The organism is Synechococcus sp. OH20, assembly GCF_047502685.1.
GTDB lineage: Bacteria > Cyanobacteriota > Cyanobacteriia > Thermostichales > Thermostichaceae > Thermostichus.
In genome coordinates this window covers 24,505-43,097 of the sequence record NZ_JANSIQ010000059.1, presented here as the reverse complement: position 1 = coordinate 43,097, position 18,593 = coordinate 24,505, and the positions used below count along the sequence as shown (strand labels likewise).

Here is an 18,593-nt window from a genome sequence, read left to right as displayed (position 1 = left end):
TGGGTGGGAATGGAGAGGGCGGTCTTTGCCCAGCCGGATCCCCTGCCCACCAATATGGAGGGCTACCAGCGCTTTTGGGCAGCGCAAACGTCGGCCCAGCGGTTACAACCGGCTCACCGAGCTCCCAGCCCAGAATCGGTTGCTCCCCCTGGTGCCAGCCTGCTGGGGGATCCCATCACCTTAGCCGAGGCTCAATCTTCTCCGCCCGCTGTGCTCTTGAAGGCGGCAACTGAACCTTCTGCGGCCTCTGGTTCTGATCCTGGAGCTTCTGGATCCCTGCCACCCAGCACCCCTCCTGAAAAGGCCCTCACGCCAGAAGAGCTAAACCGGCAGCGGCTGCAACGGCTTTTGGCCGAAGGGGCGGCGGCCCACGCCCGGCGGCAGGCACAACAGGCCCAGGCAACGCCGTCTTCCCGGCCCGCTTCAGCGGCGACGTCCCCTGCAACCGTTCCGACTCTGGACTCCCTCGGCTCCCCCCGTTCCCAAGCTGCTGCCCTGCGGATGGAAGAAGAACTCCGGCTGCGTCCCACCGAGGCTACGCGCGCCCTAGGATCCACTGTCGAGAGCCCGGCCACTGCTCAAGGGCAAGCGGAGCTGGGTGAGGCCTCCGGCCCGCTGTCGCCAACCAACCGGATCCCGCCTTTCCCCCAGACCGTTCCTTCCTTGATCTCGCAAGCCGGTGGGAGCTTGGCGATCCCTGCGTCGGGAGGGACGGGAACCACTCAAGGGGGAAGCGAAACCGGAACAGAAGCTTTTGTTCCTACTGTCGGTTCCCCCCTGGCCCCTCAACTGCTGGAGCAGTTCCCGCTTCTACGGGATCTGAGCACCGAGACGGCGGGGAACGTTGACCTAGGCCGAGTGGGGGGATCCCAGATTCGCCAGCAGCTGGCGGCCACCGCCACCAGCCAACGGCAGATCCCCCTCGACCCGGATCAGATCAACGTCAGTGGGGATGTGCTCAGCTACATCGCCGAACAAGACCTGGGCATTGCCGAGGGAAACGCCCAGATCCAACTGGCGGACGGCACCCGCATCACTGGCGAGCGGCTGTTGTTTTACCGGCGGGAACGGCGCCTGCGCAGCGAGGGCCCCTTCCGGATGGAACAGCCCCCTGGCCCCCAGGGTCGCGGCATCCGGCAAATCGAGGGGCGCAACTTGGATCTGGACATCCCCAGGCGGTCTGCCCAATTTGAAAACTCGCTGGTGATCCTGCCGGGGGAGGAGCCGGGCACCCAGGTTTTTGTGCGCAGCCAAGAGACCACTGCCCTGTTGGGGGATCAGATTTTTTTTGAGAAGGCCACCGTCACCACCTCGCCGAAGCCGCCCATCACCCACTACGTGCAAGGGGATCGGGTGGAGGTGTTTCCCGATGACCGGGTCATCGTTTACGACGCCCGCGTCTTTGCCGGCGGCGAGCTCAGCGAAGAGGGCGATCTGCGGGCGGGGCTGCAGATTGCCTACTTGCCTCTTTTCATTTACAGCCTGCGGGATCACCAGTGGGTGCTGCCGGGGCGCAGTGAGGCGGAAGGGGTGTTTGTCAAATCCAGTTGGGCCTATCGCTTCGACGAGTACAACTTCGGTGGCCTGCGGCTGGATGTCCTGCAGAAGAAAGGCCTGGGCATCGGCTTTCTACACGACTACATCCTCCCCATCCCCGACAGCGTCAACTACGGGCGGGCCCAGTTTTACCTGGTAACCGAGGCCGACCAGCGGCGCTTCTCCAGCCGCTTCCGCCTCGACCACAACTTCGACTTCTACGCCGCCAACCTCCTCGGCCAAGAGGGCCAACTGCGGGGCCAGCTCAACCTCAACCTGGACAACACCTACCGCCCTGCCGGCGGGCGTAACGACAACGCCGACCTGCGCCTCAACACCACCTTTCAGGGGGATCTCTCCACCACCACCCTCAACATCAGCCGCAGTGGATCCCAGGAAAACGGCACCTATAGCTTTCCCCTCACCCTCAGCCACATCCAGCGCTACGGGGGCGTGCCTTGGCTGCAATCGGATCTGCGCCTGGACTACAACCAGCGGGTGAGCGTCAAAGATGGGCCGGATTTCGCTGATGCGCGGCTGACGCTGGGTGCCCAACTCACCCCACCCGGCTGGGGAGGCACCTACCGCCTCAACTACCGCGCCTACAGCAGCTCCAACGGCGACACCGAGCCGCGCCGCAACTTCGAGCTGGCCTTCAATCCCGATCTCCTCCGCATCACTCCCGATATCTCCCTCAGCAACGCCCTCACCCTGACCCAAGAGCAACAGCCAGATCGAGAAGTGGGATCCGGCCTTAACTTTTTCAATCGCTACGAGCTGCGCTCCAGCCTTCAATTCAACGACATTCAACCGGCTCCCTGGATCACCTTCATGCCCGGCTCGATCGACTACACCCAAGTCCTGTACTCAACCCCCGACCAGGAATCCACCGTCAGCCTCAACCCCCGCCTCAGCCTCAAGCCCGCCGACTGGAACACCATCGACCTGCGCTACAGCCGCACCTTTTACGGCAACAATTCCGCTCCTTTTCAAACCCTTTCCGTCAGCCCCAAGGATGTCGATCGCCTCAACGCTAACATCAGCTTCTTTACGCCGCGCGACTTCCTGCCCAACGTGCCCCCCGGCTACATTGCCTTTGAAGATGACCTGCCCGGCGAGCTGCCCATAGCTCTGACCTTCCCGGACGACACCCCGGAGGACTTGGAAGCGATTGCCTCTCGCAACTTGCAGGAGCTGCAGGCGGAAGTAAAAAACCTGTTGCGCTTCGACACCACCCTTGGCTACGACTTTGTCGCCCAAAGGTGGGACACCCTCAACGCCAACTTTACCTGGAACACCACCCCTGAGCTATTCAACATCCAGGTGCAAACCTCCTACGACCTCAACGAGGGTCAGTTACAACCGATCCGTCTGGAATATCGAGGGCGCAGCAGCACCACCTTCAACCGGGAGCAGCGCTCGGGTCTAGATAGCTATGAGCCGGGGATCAGCTACGCGCTGCAGGCGGTTTACGATCCGCGGCTAGGCCAGATCTCTACCTATGGACTGGAGTTGGATGCCACCCTCGGCACGCAGTGGCAAAACCACTGGCGGCTCCGCCTGGGCCTGACGGAGGCAGGGATCCGCCGCATTGAAGTGCGCCGCGACCTGCGGGATTTCGAGCTGCGCTTGGCCTACGATCCGCTGGCGGAGTCGCTGCGCCTGGAGGGGATCCTGGTGGCTTTCCCCAGCCGTCCGGTGGGCCTGACCCAGGAGCGGGGGGAGTTTCAACTGACCTCTCCGGTGGGTGCATTCAGCCTGGATAGTCTGGCCCGCTGATCCGGAGTTCTCTTAGGTAAGGACTAGGTAACGACGTCTGGCTGCTGCCGACCCGTGCGGGCGCGAATCTGGGCAAGGTGATCGGCCAGTTGAATCTGCTCGGCCAGGGCCACCTGGGGATCCAAGCCATGCCGGGCGGGATCCAGCTCCAGTCGCTCTAGGTATACCCGCAGAGTGGCCCCTTGGGTGCCCGTTCCCGAGAGACGGTAAATAACACGGGATCCATCTTCAAAGCCGATGCGGATCCCTTGGTTACGGGTGGTGCTGCCGTCCACGGGATCGGTATAGCTGAAGTTGTCGGCATAGGTCACCCTGTGGGATCCCAAACGCTGGCCCACCCACCCGGGCAGGGAGCGCTGCAGGTTTTCCATAAGGGCCTCGGCCACTTCCACCGGCAGGCCCTCGTAGTCGTGGCGGGAGTAGACGTTGCGTCCGTAGGTGTGCCAATGTTCCTCCACGATCTGCCGCACCGGCTGCCGTCGGACGGCCAGAATGTTCAGCCAAAACAGGACGGCCCAGAGCCCATCTTTTTCGCGGATGTGGTGGGATCCGGTGCCGAAGCTCTCTTCCCCGCAGAGGGTCACTTTGCCGGCATCCAATAGGTTGCCGAAGAATTTCCAGCCGGTGGGGGTTTCGTAGCAAGGGATCCCCAACTTGGCTGCCACCCGATCCGCCGCTTGGCTGGTGGGCATGGAGCGGGCAATTCCCACCAAGCCCTCCCGGTAGCCGGGCACCAGGTGGGCATTGGCTGCCAGCACGGCCAAGCTGTCGCTGGGGGTGACGTAGAATTGGCGGCCCAGGATGAGGTTGCGATCCCCATCCCCATCGGAGGCCGCCCCGAAGTCCGGCCCGTCTTCCCGAAACAGCAGCTCCAGCAATGAGCGGGCATGCACCGGGTTGGGATCCGGGTGTCCGCCGCCAAAATCCGGCAGGGGCTGCCCGTTGAGCACGCTGCCCTCTGGCGCTCCCAAGGATCCCTGCAAAATGGCGCGAGCATAGGGGCCGGTGACGGCGTGCATGGCGTCGAAGGCGATACGGATCCCAGAGGCCAGGTAGTCGCGGATGGCGTCGAAATCGAACAGGCGCTGCATCAGGCCCAAGTAATCGGCCACCGGGTCGATGACGGACACCGTCAGGGATCCCAGCCGTTGCTCGCCCAAGCACTCCAGATCGACATCGGCAGCTTCCAGGATGCGGTACTCCCGGATCTGCTGGGTACGAGCGTAAATGGCCTCGGTCAGCTTCTCCGGGGCAGGGCCGCCGTTGCCGATGTTGTACTTGATGCCGAAGTCCCCTTCTGGGCCGCCGGGGTTGTGGCTGGCCGAGAGAATGATCCCCCCATAGGCCCCGTATTTGCGGATGAGACAGGAGACCGCCGGCGTGGAGAGGATCCCTCCCTGCCCCACCAGTACCCGCCCCATGCCGTTGGCCGCCGCCATCTTGAGCAGAACCTGAATGGCCTCCCGGTTGTGGTAGCGGCCATCTCCTCCCACCACCAGAGTTTGGCCGGCGGATCCCTCGAGGACATCAAAAATGGATTGGAGGAAGTTTTCCAGGTAATGGGGCTGCTGAAACACGGGCACCGGCTTGCGCAGCCCAGAAGTGCCGGGTTTTTGGCCAGGGAAGGGAGTTGTGGGAACGATGCGCAGGCTCATAGGCTGCCGGAAATGCTGCTTGCCCTTCTACTATCTCATCTATCTCCCCCTTGGGCGGGGTTCGGGCGCAGAGTCCTTTCCCCTCCTCCACTTGATGGATGGGATCGAGCTCAGTTTTCAATCGCCTGGCTTAACCACCCACTCCACCGGCGTTTTGCTGGGATCGGGCAACTTCAGCGAGAACAGCCCCGCCGCCAAGATCAACAGGGTAGAAAACCAAAGGCAGCCCACCAAGCCATAAAGCTGGAAGAGGATCCCGGAGGTCACCGTCCCCAGCAGGCGCCCACCGGAATTGGCCATGTAGTAAAAGCCCACGTTGAGGGCGACATCGTCATCTTCTGTATAGGCCAACACCAGGTAGGAGTGCACCGCCGAGTTGAAGGCGAAGACGATCCCAAAGAGGATGAGGCCGCCGGTCACCACCCATTCCGGCGGCAGGCCGGCCATAAAGGCGGTGGCAATGAGCGCCGGCACTGCCGTCAAGGTCAACGTCCAGATCTGAATGGTGCGGGCCTTGGGCGCGCGGCCCGGGCGCCCCCCCCCCAACAGTTGCGGCGCTACAAACTGAATAAAGCCATAGCCGATAACCCAGATGGCCATGTAGCTGCCCACCTGCATAAACGTCCAGCCCAGCTCGTCGTAGAGGAACACCGGCAGGGCCACCACAAACCACACATCCCGCGACCCAAACAGGAAAAAGCGGGCCGCCGAGAGAAGGTTGATCTCTTTGCTCTTGGAAAAGAGGCGCTTGAAGGGGATCTTGGCTTTGACCTTGCCCATATCCGCCGGCAGCAGCACCCCCGAAGAGAAGATCAAAGCCAGCGCCCCCGCCTGCACGAAGTTGGCCATGCGGAAGCCCATGGGATCCCCGTAGATCTCGGTGAAGATCTGCAGCAGGGCCGCCCCCACAAAGAACCCCACCCCCTTGAGGGCGTTCTTGGATCCCGTCAGCATGGCCACCCAGCGGAACAGGCGGGACTCGGCCTCCTTGGGCACCACCAGGCGGATGGCGCTTTTGGAACTCATCTTGGTGAGATCCTTGGCGATCCCGGCCAGAGCCTGGGCCGTCATTACGTAGGCCACCTGGCCCCAGATCGGCCACTGCAGGTTGATCACCCCCAGCATCACCAGGCCGAAGATCTGAATGGCAATGCCCCCGTACAGGGTGAGCCGCAGGCCAAACAAGGATCCAATCCAGCCGCCCAGAAAGTTGGTGATCACCCCGAAGATCTCGTAGAAGAGGAACAACATGGCAATCTGAATCGGGGTGAAGCCCAACTTGTGGAAGTGCAGCAGCACCAACATGCGGATGGCGCCGTCGGTGATGGTAAATCCCCAGTAGGCGGCGGTTACTAGGGCATAGTTGCGCACTGCGGCAGCTTGGGCACTTGAGACAGCAGTCATGGGCAGGTCTCCTCTATAAGCTGAGAGCCACTTTGCGGGCCAATTCCGCCATGCGGTTGGCGTAGCCCCATTCGTTGTCGTACCAGGCCAGGATCTTCACCTGGGTGCCGTCCACCACCATGGTCGAGGGGGCATCCACAATGCTGGAGCGGGGATCCCCCTTGAAATCCACCGAGACGAGGGGCAGCTCCTCATAGCCGAGGATGCCCTTGAGTTCCCCCTCGGCTGCAGTCTTCAAGAGGTGATTGACTTCTTCCACGCTGGTGGGCCGCCTCACCTCGAACACGGCGTCGGTCAAAGAGGCATTCAGCAGGGGCACGCGCACCGCAAGGCCGTTGAGCTTGCCGTTGAGCTCAGGGTAGATGAGGCCGATGGCCTTAGCCGAGCCGGTGGTGGTGGGCACCAAAGACAGCAGAGCCGAGCGCGCCCGCCGCAAATCCTTGTGCGGGGCATCCACCATACTTTGGGTGTTGGTGACGTCGTGGACGGTGGTGATCACCCCGTGTAGGATGCCGATCCCCTCGTGGATGACCTTCACCAAGGGGGCCAGGCAGTTGGTGGTGCAGGAGGCGGCTGTGAGCAAATGGTGGCGGCCCGGATCGTAGAGGTGGTCGTTGATGCCCATGACGATGTTGAGGGCCGCCTCATCCTGGACGGGGGCAGCCACAATGACCTTGCGCACCCCCGCTTTGAAGTAGGCGTCCAGTTCTGCCGCCTTGACAAATTTGCCTGAGCACTCCAGCACCAGGTCGATCCCCAAATCGGCCCAGGGGACTTCGCCAGGAGATTTGTACTCGCTGAAGGTGAGGGCTTTGTCTTGGATGCGCAGCCCTTGGCCGGATGCCTCGATGTCGATGTTCCAGCGGCCCTGCACCGAGTCGAACTTGAGCAGGTGAGCTGCGGTGGCAGGCCCGCCTTTGATCTCGTTGATGTGGGCAAATTCCAGCTCCGGCCAGCCCCAAGCCGCCCGCAACACCAACCGTCCGATGCGGCCAAAACCGTTGATGCCCACCCGCACTGCCATGTTGATTGATCCCAAAATCGTTCAGTAGGGATCCCGCCTTTTCAAATGAAGATCCCGCCTCGACATTACCAGAACGCCCCACTCATTTCAAGACAAGTTGATGGAACCCACAAGGGATCCGCTGGGGTGGTGGGCATCGACAACAGGGTTCCTCCCCCAGCCGTTTTACATCAAATAAACGGTTGCGCCCAACCCGGCAAGCGGTGACCTAAGCTGGAAAAAGTCGTGCGTTTCTGGATGTGCCCTCGCCGCCTCAGCCTTCTGTGCCGGATGACTTTCCTCCCCTCCCCCCGCCCCCTCCCCGCTCTCCGGCCTTGAGGGTGGTGGAAACAGCTTTTTTGGCCAGCACCGCCGCTTTGATCTGGATCTTGAGCTACACGCCGCTGGCTCCCTTTATGCGTCTGTTTTTCCCCATTCCGGTGGCGCTGGCGGTGATGCGCTGGGATCCCCGCACCGGGGCGATGGCCCTGGTGGTCTCCGCCCTGTTGCTGACAGTGCTGATGGGGCCCACGCGCAGCATTCTCTACGTCATTCCCTATGGCCTGCTGGGCTACGGGTGTGCCCGCCTCTGGCAGCAGCGCTTCTCTTGGTATGTCTCGGTAGCCAGCGGCGCTGCCCTCAGCGCTTTCGGCCTGGTTTTCCAGTTGTTGCTCTCCTCCCTGCTGGTGGGGGAAAACCTCTGGACTTACGTGACCATCCAACTCACCGGCCTGACCAACTGGCTGCTGGATGTGTCCCTGACCAGACTAGGGGTGTACTGGGTGGCGGAACCCTGGATGGTTCAGGTGGTGGTGGTGGCATTCATCGCCTTTAACTCCCTCATCTATGTGTTCACGGTGCATCTGGTGGCCGCTCTGGTGATGGAGCATTTCCGCTGCCCGCTGCCGCCGCCACCGAAGTGGGTGCAATTTTTGCTGGATTAGCAGCCTCCCATACTTCTGAGATGGCCGCTGTCATGAGATAGACTTGTAAGCCCTACTCTTTTGGCCTTCCGTCCTGTTGCTGACTCCTATGAATCCCCTGCCCCCGCCCGCTCACCCCTACCAGTTCCGTGCCTTGGGCCTGATCAAGGGATCCCTAAAAGCGATCCCCAAGACCTATGCGCAGGCGATGTTGGTTGCCAGCGATGGCGTGGAGTATCCGGCCACCCCTGGCCGCGCCGAGCTGCTGCGTCCTTTCACCCACTGCATCGAGAGCGGCCACACCTACTGGTACTACGTGCAGCCACAGCCGCGGTCGGGAGGCGCCCTAGGTCTGAGCGTCATCCGCATTCTGGCTCTGCCGGAAGAGGAGGCAGATCCAGAGCTGGAGGATGAGCCTTTTTTGCCTGCCCCCGAAGATGCAGAGGAGGGCTTCAACATTCGCGGCATCGTCGAGCCCCACGATGGCTTTGTTGAGGTAACCGTGCGGCGCAAGCCCCAAGGGAACAAGCAATTTCCGCCCTTACAACTGCGCTTGGAGGGGTTTTTGCCAGGAGCTGTTGCGGGCGAGTTTTGGGATCTGTTAGCGGAGCGGGAGGGCCATGAGCTGCTGCTGGTGGATGGCAGCCGCCTCTTGACAGCAGTAGCCCAGCCTCAGAACCCCTCAGAATCGTGACGTCCTCCCGTCACTGACCGCAAGGAAAGTTAAAATTTTCAAAACAAAGAGTTTCCTGACTGATGGTGTCTGCTGCCGGCTTGTCCCAACGGGTCGCCCATCTATCCTCGTCCCCCACGTTGTCCATTACAGCTCTGGCCAAAGCCATGCAGGCAGAGGGTGTGGATGTGTGTAGCTTGAGCGCCGGCGAGCCGGACTTCGATACACCTGAGCACATTCGGGCGGCGGCCATCCGCGCCCTGGAAGAGGGCAAAACCCGCTACGGCCCCACCGCCGGGATCCCCGCCCTGCGCCAGGCGGTGGCGGACAAGTTGCGGCGAGAAAACGGCTTGGACTACAGCCCCGACCAGATCCTGATTAGCAATGGCGGCAAGCAAACCCTGTTTAACCTGGCCATGGTACTCCTGGATCCCAGCGACGAGGTGATCCTGCCCGTCCCCTACTGGGTCAGCTATCCCGAGATGGTGGCTTTGGCGGGGGCCAAGGTGGTGCGGGTGCAGACAGAAGAGGCTCAGGGGTTCAAACTCACCGCCGCCCAACTGCGCCAGGCCCTCACCCCCCGCAGCAAGTTGCTCATCCTCAACTCGCCGGCCAACCCCACCGGCGCCGTTTACCATCGGCAGGAGCTGGCAGCCTTGGCCGAGGTGATCCTGTCTGTACCCCATCTGTATGTGGTCTGCGACGAGATCTACGAAAAGCTGATTTACGGACAAGCCTGCCACATCAGCCTGGGATCCCTTTGCCCTGACTTGGTGCCACGAGTGATCCTCAGCAGCGGCTTTGCCAAAGCCTATGCCATGACCGGCTGGCGGGTGGGCTACTTGGCCGGGCCCAAGCCCATCATCGACGCCGCCATCAACCTGCAAAGCCACAGCACCTCCAATGTCTGCACCTTTGCCCAGTACGGCGCCCTGGAAGCCCTGACCAGCCCCCTGTCGGCAGCGGCAGTGGAAAAAATGCGGCGAGAATTTTGGCAGCGGCGGGATCTGATGCTGGAGGGGATCCGCGCTCTGCCGGGAGTGACTTGTCCAGAGCCGGAGGGCGCCTTTTATGTGTTTGTCAACATCGGCCAAACCGGGCTAAGTTCGGTGGAGTTCTGCCAACGGCTGCTCCAAGAACATCACGTCGCCGCCGTGCCGGGCCTGGCCTTCGGGGCAGATGCCTACATCCGCCTTTCCTATGCCGCCGATCGCGCCACCCTGGAAAAAGGGCTGCAGCGGCTGCACCGGTTTGTGTCTTCCCTTTGAGGATCCAATTTGAGGATTGATAAAGAGCTGATCCAGCGGATGGATCCCTGCAGGCCATCCTCAGCCGCGCAATCCCTATCTAAGGTGTAAACACTATTGCTTAACCCTAGCTATAGTGTTAGGGGATGGGCTACGAGGGGGATAACGCATGTCTGGCAGAACGGCGCTTGTCATCACCGTCGCCTGCTTGAGTGGGGGATCCGGAAAGACCACAGCCGCCCTCAACTTGGCCATCATGCTGGCAGAGCACGGCAAGACCTTGGCCGTCGATTTTGATCCGCAGGGCAACCTGAGCCAGTGGCTGGGCTGGACAGATTTGTCGGAGTCGGCCACCATTGCCGAGACGATTTTGCCAGGGGCGGATCGGGTTCACATTCGGGAGATCATTCGTCCGCCGCTGAATGAGGATCGCCAGGAGCGGCTGTGGCTGGCCCCCAGCGACTACAGCCTGTCGCGAGCGATGGACGCGATTGTGATGGAGCCGGGGCGGGAGCTGTTTTTGAAGCGGGCTTTGCGACCGATTTTGTCGGAGTATGACTTTTTGGTCATCGACAGTCCCCCCTCGAAAGGGCTGCTCACCTACAACAGCATTCTCAGCGCCGATCTGTTGGTGGTGCCGACGGAATGCACCCAAAAAGGGGTGATGGGGGCCCTGAGTACCCTGGTGCTGCTGAAGGAATTGGAGGAGCTGGATTTTCAGGTGCCCAAGTTTCTGGGGGTGCTCCCCACCCGGGAGCAATGGGTGGGCAACAACCGCACCAAAATGTCGCGGGCAGCGGTGGAAGCCCTGGCGGAAATGATGCAAGGGATCCCCATTTTTACCCCGGTGCGGCAAAGCACGGTGGTGCAGCAAACCAACAGTATGGGCTGGTCGTTGGCAGAGGCCGGAGAAGAGGTTTTGGCCCAACCTTATCGCGAGATCCTTGAGGCGGTGTTGAGGTCTCGCTAAGATGGCTACCACCAAAAAGACCCCCAAGAAAAAATTGCCCACTGGCCCTACCAAGGCCGATCTGCTCTCGCGCATGGGGGTGAATAAACAGCCAGAGCTGCCCGAACCTGCGCCTGTCGATTGCGTGGATGCTCCGCACCGTCCCAAAGACAACAAAGAGACACAGCCTCTGGATCTGCCTCGCCCTGGGGCAGTGGGTGTCGAGCCGGAGCAATCTCCCGTGGCCTCGCCCCGTCAGGGCTGTGCTGCCACAACCCCGCCAGAGGCAGAGCGGATCCCTCTTTTGGCCGATGCGCCCTTCCCACCTGAAGCGCCTTCTCTGGGTGGAGATCTTGACGTGGATCCTCTGCCCGTCCTGTCGCCGGCTCCGGTCGAGCAGGTCAACCCGGCCAAATGGGCTACGCTGCCGACTGAAGGGCAAGCCGAGCTTCTGCCCCCTGCCACCACCTGTACCGGCGATGGAGTTCACCAAAACGGTGCCGCCAAGCCAGCGGATCCCCGCGAGGCCCTCGATGCCCAACTGGGCCTGCAAAAGCTCACCCTCAAATGGTCTATCAAGAGAGTAGAAAAGCTGGGATCCCTGCAAAGCACCACCGGGCTGCCGGGCGAGATTTTGCTGGAAGTCCTGCTGGATCATTGGGAACGACTGCCCAAAGTATTGCAACAAGAGTGCCTGCTGCAGGCCCACCGCATTCGCGTGGAACGGCTGGTGGTCAGCCAAAACTTCACCATCGCCACCATTGAGCAACTGCTGAGCAACTGTTGAACGAGACCCATTGATCCCGATCCGCTCGGGTGGGAATTCCGCTCCAAAGGATCCCTGTCCTCGAGTGCCAGGCAACGGTAGAACCAAGTCCTGTGCTACGGTCAGAGTAGGTTACCCCCAGCTTTTCAGCCTGTGCTCCCTCCCCCGCTAGCGGACGGCCATCCCAGCCTTTTTCATTTCTACTCCTCGCTAGAGCTCTCCATCGTCTGCGAAGCAACAGCAGGGCCGCAAGGGGAGTGCCATCGCTATTTTTCAAGGGTCGCGTAGCGTCAGCGCGCTGTGAGACGAGCGGGTTTTGATTGGAGCAGTAACTTTTCATGAAAGCAGTAGATTTGGCCAACGCTATCCAGCAACGGCGCACCTTTGCCATTATTTCTCACCCCGATGCCGGGAAAACCACGCTTACGGAAAAGCTGTTGTTGTACGGGGGGGCGATTCAAGAAGCGGGGGCTGTAAAGGCCCGCCGCGCCCAAAAGCGGGTTACCTCCGACTGGATGGAGCTGGAAAGGCAGCGGGGCATTTCCATTACCTCGACCGTGTTGCAGTTTGACTACCGCAACATTCGCCTCAACTTGCTCGATACTCCCGGCCACCAAGACTTCAGTGAAGATACCTACCGCACCCTGGCGGCGGCTGATAACGCTGTGATGCTGGAAGATGCCGGCAAAGGGCTAGAACCCCAGACCCGCAAGCTGTTTGAAGTCTGTCAACTGCGGAAGTTGCCGATTTTTACCTTCATCAACAAGATGGATCGCCCCAGCCGGGATCCCTTGGAGCTAATGGACGAAATTGAGACTGAGCTCGGCCTCAAGCCCTATCCTGTAACCTGGCCGATTGGCTCAGGGGAGCGCTTTACAGCTTTGTTTGACCGACGCACGCAGGAGTTTCATTTCTTTGAGCGGGTCTCGCGGGGACGGCTGCGGGCCAAAGAAATGGTCATCAAGCTGGGGGATCCGCAAATTGAAGACTTGATTGAAAAAGATCTCTATTACCAATTCAAAGAAGAGCTGGAGCTGTTGGATGGCCTCATGCCCAGCTTGGATCTCAAGCAGGTGCATGCTGGCAAGCAAACGCCGGTCTTTTTCGGCAGCGCCATGACCAATTTTGGGGTGGAGCTGTTTCTCAACGCGTTTCTGGAGTATTCTCTACCGCCAATGCCCCACGAGAGCACGGCAGGGCTGATCCCACCCGAACATCCTGAGTTTACCGGCTTTGTCTTTAAGCTGCAGGCCAATATGGATCCCCGCCACCGGGATCGCCTTGCTTTTGTGCGCATCTGCTCCGGCAGGTTCGAGAAGGACATGGTGGTCAACCATGCCCGCCTCAACCGCCCCATCCGCCTCTCCTATCCCCAAAAATTGTTTGCTCAAGAGCGCATCTCCATCGATGAAGCCTATCCTGGCGATGTCATCGGCCTCAACAACCCCGGCATCTTCAGGATTGGGGATACCCTCTACACCGGCCCGAAGTTGCGCTACGCCGGGATCCCCAGCTTTTCGCCGGAGCTGTTTGCCTATTTAAAAAATCCCAACCCCTCCAAGTTTAAGCAGTTCCAGAAAGGGGTATCAGAGCTGCAGGAAGAGGGAGCGGTGCAGATGATGTACTCCCTCGACGAGTCCAAACGGGATCCGATTGTGGCCGCAGTGGGCCAGTTGCAGTTTGAGGTGCTGCAGTACCGCCTGGAACATGAGTACAACGTCGAAACCCGGCTGGAGATGCTGCCCTACACGCTGGCCCGCTGGGTAGAGAATGGCTGGGAAGTTCTGGAGAACATCCCCAGCCTGTTTAACACCCTTATCGTCAAAGACATTCAAGATAGGCCCGTTCTTCTCTTTAAAAACGAGTGGACCTTGCAGCAATTTATCAGCAGCAATCCCAAAATCAAGCTAAGCAAAATCGCCCCCCTTGAGGATCTCAGTCCAGAGTCCAATGGCAGCCCGTAGAGGCATCCTAAAGAACTCTCCTCCCATCCGATGGTCTGACCGCAGCCCTGTCCATCTAGCCTTGACACTCTTGATTTTCTGGGCAAGCTGCTTGGACGCGGATCCCAGATTTTTGTAACCCAGGCGGCTCAGCCATGTCTTTTTCCTCAAGTGCCAGATCGGATCCCTGCTGCTTGGAAGCGGCTGCCAGTGCCGAGGCACCGCTTTGCGACCGCTCGTTGTGGGGGCTGGATCCCCAGGCCATTTTTTTGAATCACGGCTCTTTCGGTGCGACCCCGAAAAAGGTGTTGCAGGCCCAAAGTGTTTGGCAAGAACGCCTGGAGGCCCAGCCGGTGCAGTTTATGGGGGAAGAGCTGCCGCGGGCTTTGCGGGCGGCGGCGGCAGAGCTGGCCCAGTTTGTCGGGGCCGAACCGGAAAATCTCGTGTTTGTGGAAAATGCCACTGGCGGCATCAACACGGTGTTGCGCTCGCTGTCGTTTCGGCCAGGGGATCAGATTGCCTGTACCAACCATGGCTACGGGGCTGTCCGCCAGGCGTTGCGCTATGTCTGTGAACGCTGGGGGGCCGTGCTGGCGGAAGCGCAGATCCCCTTCCCCATTGCGGGGCCGGAGCAGGTTCTGGCAGCGTTTGCAGCCATTCTCACCCCCCAGACTCGGCTGGCGGTGGTGGATCACCTCACCTCGCCCACGGCCCTGATCTACCCCTTGGCGGAGCTTGTTGGCCTCTGTCGGCAGCGCGGGATCCCGGTCTTGGTGGACGGGGCCCATGCGCCGGGGGTTCTCCCGTTGGAGTTGGAAAGCCTAGGAGCCGATTGGTACACCGGCAACGCCCACAAGTGGCTGTTTGCCCCCAAAGGCTGTGCCTTTCTGTGGGCGGCCCCCCACCGCCAGGCCCAAACCCATCCCCTGGCCATCTCCCACGGCTATGGGCAAGGGTTCACAGCCGAGTTCGACTGGGTGGGCACCCGCGATCCCAGCGCTTGGCTGGCCATCTCGGCAGCCCTGGCCTTCATCCGGGAGCTGGGGGTGGAGAGGCTGCGCCAGCACAACCACACGCTGCTGCTGCAGGCGCGGCAGTTGCTCTTGGAAAAACTGGAAGGGATCCCACCCGCCCCTGAGAAGATGTTGGGCTTCATGGCGACCCTGCCCTTGCCACCCTTCTGGCAACAGTGGATCCCGGAGCTGCCCTTGGCGGAGCGGGCCCGCCGCCTGCACGACTACCTCTGGCAGATGCACCGCATCGAAGTTCCCATCATTCCCTTTGCCGGCCAGCTTTGGGTGCGCATCTCGGCCCAGGTTTACAACCATTTGGCTGAGTACGAACAGTTGGCGCTGGCCTTGCAGCGGTTGCCGAAGTGATGTGCGCCCTCACCCCCAACCCCTCTCCCAGAAGGAGAGGGGAGATGGGGTTGAGAAAGAGTTTTGCTGTTCTATCCGCCCTGGGTTTGGGCTGCCGGGAAAGTTCGGCTAGAGTCAGATCAGTAGCTGCGTTCACTTCTTGCTCGGATCCCCATGCTCTCTCCGGCTGCCACGCAAGCCCATCTAGGCCCCATCGATCTGGATCGCCTGCTCACGCCTGAGATCCAGCGGCCAGCCCGCTACTTGGGGAAAGAATTCGGCGCCGCCCACCGCCCCTGGGACTCGGCGCGGGTGCGTTGGGTGCTGAGCTACCCGGAGCTGTACGAGGTGGGGGCTTCCAACCTGGGCCACATCATTCTCTACAACATCCTCAACGCCCAGCCGGATCAGTTGTGCGACCGCACCTATCTGCCAGGCCCGGATTTGGCGGCCCGGATGCGGCAGTTGCGGATCCCGCTGTTTGCCGTAGAATCGCGCCGCCCCTTGCGCGCTTTCCATATTATCGGCTTCAGCCTGGCCTACGAGCTGGGGGGCACCAACATCTTAGAGATGCTGGATCTGGCCGGGATCCCGCTCAAATGGTGGGAACGGCAAGCCTTCACCCCGCAAGAGTGTCCCCTGATCTTTGCCGGTGGGCCGACCGCCACCTCCAACCCAGAGCCCTTTGCCGACTTTTTTGACTTCTTCGTCTTTGGGGATGGGGAAGAGGTACTGCCGGAGATCGGCCAGGTCTTGGCCGGATCCCTGCACAAGCCCCGCCGAGAAGTGCTCTTGGAATTGGCCCAGGTGCCGGGGGTGTACGTGCCCCAGTTTTACGAGGGGATCCCGCCCCGACCCATCGTGCCCGGCGTGCCGGAGCGTATTCGCCGCCGCGTAGCGCTGCCCCAACCCCAATACGCTGTCGGCCTGGTGCCCTTGGTGGAGACCGTCCACGACCGCCTGGTGATGGAAGTGCGGCGGGGCTGTACCCGCGGCTGTCGCTTTTGCCAGCCGGGCATGCTCACCCGTCCAGCCCGCGATGTGGAGCCGGAAGCAGTAGTGGAAGCGGTGGTGCAGGGCCTGCGCAAAACCGGCTACAACGAATTTTCCCTCTCCTCCCTCAGTTGCTCCGACTACCTTTCCCTGCCGGCGGTGGGGGCCGAGCTGCACAACCGTCTCCTTGGCCAGCAGGTTGCGCTCTCGCTGCCCAGCCAACGGGTGGATCGCTTCGATGGGCAAATTGCCGCCATCATGAAGGGATCCCGCCGCTCGGGGCTGACTTTTGCTCCAGAAGCCGGTACCCAACGGCTGCGGGACATTATCAACAAGGGCCTCACCGACGCCGACCTGATTCGCGGCATCCGCACCGCCGTCCAGGAGGGCTGGGACAAAATTAAGCTTTATTTCATGATTGGCCTGCCCGGCGAGACCGACGCCGATGTGCTGGGGATCGCCCGCACGGTCGAGATGCTGCAGCGGGAGTGCGCTGCCCTGGGCCGCAAGCGGGTGGAATTTACCCTCACCCTCTCCAACTTCACGCCCAAGCCCCACACGCCCTTCCAGTGGCATCGGGTAGACTACGCCGACGTGCAGCGCAAGCAGGGCCTGCTGCAAAAGGAACTGCGACGGCTGCGGAGGGTCAAGGCCCACTTCACCGATATCCGCTTCAGCATCCTGGAGGACTTTATCGGCAAGGGGGATCGCTCCCTGGGCCGCATGATCGAGCAGGCCTGGCGGGCCGGCGCCGGCCTGGACGCCTGGTGGGAAAACATCGACGCCGCCTATGCCGCCTGGGTGAAGGCCTATGGTGGCGAAGCCGTGGATCCCAGCGCCGACCCGGTTGCCCTTTGCGCCCATCTCCCCATGCGCGAGCTGGGTTTGGAGGATCCCTTGCCCTGGGATCACATCGATACCGGCATCGACAAAAAATGGCTACAGAAAGACTACCACCGCGCCCTGGAAGCCATCACGGTGGAAGATTGTTCCTTTGAGAAGTGCTCCGCCTGCGGCATCTGCGGTCCCGGCTTTGGCCACAACATCGTTATCCCGCCCCCGCCCGTCCCGCCCCTGCAAAGCCGGCCCACCCCCACCCCGGATCCCCTGGAGCCGCAGCCGCCCGCCCAGCGCTTCCGCATCACCTACGGCAAAACCGGGGATCTGCGCTGGCTGGGCCACCTGGATCTGATGCGGCTGTGGGAACGGGCTTGTCGGCGAGCGGGGCTACCTCTGGCCTTCAGCGGCGGCTACCACCCCATGCCCCGCCTGGCCAACGCCAACGCCCTACCCATTGGCCAGGAAGGCTATGGAGAGATCCTCGATCTGGAGTTGCTGGAGCGGCCTGAGGGGCCCGTCACCCCTGAGGAACTGCGCGCCCTTCTGAGCGAACAACTGCCCCCTGAACTCTCCATCCGAGCCATCCAAGCGATCGGCCTGCGGGATCCCTCGGCCACCGAAGCCGTCTATGCTGCCGAATATCAGCTCACTGTAAGTTGCGAGTCGCCCACTGCCGACTGGCCGGCCTGGGTCACCCAGATCCTGGATGCGCGCGAGATCTGGATTGAGAAACGCTCCAAGTCGGGCAAATCCGCTCCCTTCAATGCCCGTGCCCTGCTCTACTACCTGGAGTTTCAGGGCTTGGCCCCCGACGGCAGCGCCCACCTTCTCTACCGCGGCAGTTGCCGCAACGACGGCGCCTACCTACGGCCCAACCAACTGGTGCAAATGGCCGAGTCCCTGGGGTTGCCCTGCTGGACGTTGCAGACGGCCAAGCGGCTGCGCCTGTTGTGGGAACACCCCCTGTCCGATCAGGATTAAGGATTTCCCAGGGGAGCAGCCCAGCTGTTGAGATCCGGTCGCAGCAGCGTTGCGCGGCAAAATGGCCAAGTGCCTATCTGGGCTGAGGGATCCCACAAGCGCTATAATGCTGCTACTACTGGCTCCTGCCGCTGTGGGGCTTGCCGAGCATCAACCTGACCGAAGGCGGAGCGAGCAGCAGGCAAAGGTTGGGCCGGGTTTTGGAATGGAGACACTCTTAGCTCAGTACCCGGGGCAAGTAACAGGCACGGCGGGGTCAAACCATAGGTGAACAGAGGGATCTGACCGTTTGACCTAGCCCGGGCTATATCTTAACCCTGAGAAGGTGCTTCTTTCCACGTGCAAACCCCGTCTTGTTGTTGGCTCAGGCTGGGGTCGCACAATTGGGGTTCTGCAAGGAGCCAGCGTCCCATCTCCCGAGGCGGAGCCGTCATGCTTACTGAGCCTGTCGATTGAGCCCATCCATGAATCTCCATGCAAACCTCACCCCATTCATGCATCTCCACCGATGAGCTTTCGTTGCAAGCAGCAGAAGCCCCGCGC

The 18,593-nt window shown here is 61.4% G+C and carries 12 protein-coding genes; 9 read left to right on the top strand and 3 right to left on the bottom strand.

Features of this window, described 5'->3' with window-relative positions; all coding sequences use genetic code 11:
* The first annotated feature begins 9 nt into the window (after positions 1-9).
* Positions 10-3,315: a hypothetical protein gene (locus NW826_RS12820; RefSeq protein WP_414510316.1), complete on the top strand. Its 3,306-nt coding sequence runs from the start codon at positions 10-12 to the stop codon at positions 3,313-3,315.
* Positions 3,316-3,338: 23 nt separating this feature from the next.
* Here NW826_RS12820 and NW826_RS12815 read toward each other — a convergent pair whose 3' ends face one another.
* The 3 genes from NW826_RS12815 to NW826_RS12805 form a co-directional block, all read right to left on the bottom strand.
* A complete protein-coding gene (locus NW826_RS12815; protein WP_414510315.1) occupies positions 3,339-4,970 on the bottom strand; it encodes an alpha-D-glucose phosphate-specific phosphoglucomutase in 1,632 nt (543 codons plus the stop codon).
* Positions 4,971-5,087: 117 nt separating this feature from the next.
* Positions 5,088-6,374 (bottom strand): organoarsenical effux MFS transporter ArsJ, encoded by a 1,287-nt coding sequence (gene arsJ / locus NW826_RS12810; protein ID WP_414337249.1) that lies wholly within the window; start codon positions 6,372-6,374, stop codon positions 5,088-5,090.
* A gap of 13 nt (positions 6,375-6,387) precedes the next feature.
* Positions 6,388-7,398 (bottom strand): ArsJ-associated glyceraldehyde-3-phosphate dehydrogenase, encoded by a 1,011-nt coding sequence (locus NW826_RS12805; RefSeq protein ID WP_414333099.1) that lies wholly within the window; start codon positions 7,396-7,398, stop codon positions 6,388-6,390.
* A 323-nt stretch (positions 7,399-7,721) separates the two neighbouring features.
* Between NW826_RS12805 and NW826_RS12800 the strand changes: the two genes are divergently transcribed.
* The 8 genes from NW826_RS12800 to NW826_RS12765 all read left to right on the top strand — a co-directional run bounded on the left by NW826_RS12800 (position 7,722) and on the right by NW826_RS12765 (position 18,050).
* The gene (locus tag NW826_RS12800) at positions 7,722-8,321 is read left to right on the top strand and encodes a DUF2232 domain-containing protein (RefSeq protein ID WP_414510314.1); all 600 of its coding nucleotides are present in this window, start codon (positions 7,722-7,724) and stop codon (positions 8,319-8,321) included.
* A gap of 88 nt (positions 8,322-8,409) precedes the next feature.
* On the top strand, positions 8,410-8,994 hold the full coding sequence (locus NW826_RS12795) for a hypothetical protein (protein WP_414334451.1): 585 nt from the start codon (positions 8,410-8,412) through the stop codon (positions 8,992-8,994).
* Positions 8,995-9,056: 62 nt separating this feature from the next.
* On the top strand, positions 9,057-10,241 hold the full coding sequence (locus tag NW826_RS12790) for a pyridoxal phosphate-dependent aminotransferase (RefSeq protein WP_414334453.1): 1,185 nt from the start codon (positions 9,057-9,059) through the stop codon (positions 10,239-10,241).
* 148 nt (positions 10,242-10,389) lie between these two features.
* Complete coding sequence (locus NW826_RS12785) at positions 10,390-11,190, top strand: ParA family protein (RefSeq protein ID WP_414337251.1); 801 nt, start codon at positions 10,390-10,392, stop codon at positions 11,188-11,190.
* 1 nt (position 11,191) lies between these two features.
* Positions 11,192-11,956, top strand: coding sequence for a hypothetical protein (locus NW826_RS12780; protein ID WP_414510313.1), 765 nt, complete (start codon positions 11,192-11,194; stop codon positions 11,954-11,956).
* Between the two features lie 317 nt (positions 11,957-12,273).
* Entirely contained in the window at positions 12,274-13,899 is a 1,626-nt protein-coding gene (locus NW826_RS12775) for a peptide chain release factor 3 (RefSeq protein ID WP_414510312.1), read from the top strand.
* Positions 13,900-14,033: 134 nt separating this feature from the next.
* Positions 14,034-15,257 (top strand): aminotransferase class V-fold PLP-dependent enzyme, encoded by a 1,224-nt coding sequence (locus NW826_RS12770; protein WP_414510311.1) that lies wholly within the window; start codon positions 14,034-14,036, stop codon positions 15,255-15,257.
* A 153-nt stretch (positions 15,258-15,410) separates the two neighbouring features.
* Entirely contained in the window at positions 15,411-18,050 is a 2,640-nt protein-coding gene (locus NW826_RS12765) for a TIGR03960 family B12-binding radical SAM protein (protein ID WP_414510310.1), read from the top strand.
* Positions 18,051-18,593: the final 543 nt, after the last annotated feature.

Excerpts from the sequence above, each read along its gene's own strand:
- NW826_RS12765 (WP_414510310.1), top strand. The coding sequence starts at position 15,411 with ATGCTCTCTCCGGCTGCCACGCAAGCCCATCTAGGCCCCATCGATCTG.
- NW826_RS12785 (WP_414337251.1), top strand. The coding sequence starts at position 10,390 with ATGTCTGGCAGAACGGCGCTTGTCATCACCGTCGCCTGCTTGAGTGGG.
- NW826_RS12795 (WP_414334451.1), top strand. The coding sequence starts at position 8,410 with ATGAATCCCCTGCCCCCGCCCGCTCACCCCTACCAGTTCCGTGCCTTG.
- NW826_RS12805 (WP_414333099.1), bottom strand. The coding sequence starts at position 7,398 with ATGGCAGTGCGGGTGGGCATCAACGGTTTTGGCCGCATCGGACGGTTG.
- NW826_RS12820 (WP_414510316.1), top strand. The coding sequence starts at position 10 with ATGGAGAGGGCGGTCTTTGCCCAGCCGGATCCCCTGCCCACCAATATG.
- arsJ (WP_414337249.1), bottom strand. The coding sequence starts at position 6,374 with ATGACTGCTGTCTCAAGTGCCCAAGCTGCCGCAGTGCGCAACTATGCC.
- NW826_RS12790 (WP_414334453.1), top strand. The coding sequence starts at position 9,057 with ATGGTGTCTGCTGCCGGCTTGTCCCAACGGGTCGCCCATCTATCCTCG.
- NW826_RS12770 (WP_414510311.1), top strand. The coding sequence starts at position 14,034 with ATGTCTTTTTCCTCAAGTGCCAGATCGGATCCCTGCTGCTTGGAAGCG.
- NW826_RS12815 (WP_414510315.1), bottom strand. The coding sequence starts at position 4,970 with ATGAGCCTGCGCATCGTTCCCACAACTCCCTTCCCTGGCCAAAAACCC.
- NW826_RS12775 (WP_414510312.1), top strand. The coding sequence starts at position 12,274 with ATGAAAGCAGTAGATTTGGCCAACGCTATCCAGCAACGGCGCACCTTT.
- NW826_RS12780 (WP_414510313.1), top strand. The coding sequence starts at position 11,192 with ATGGCTACCACCAAAAAGACCCCCAAGAAAAAATTGCCCACTGGCCCT.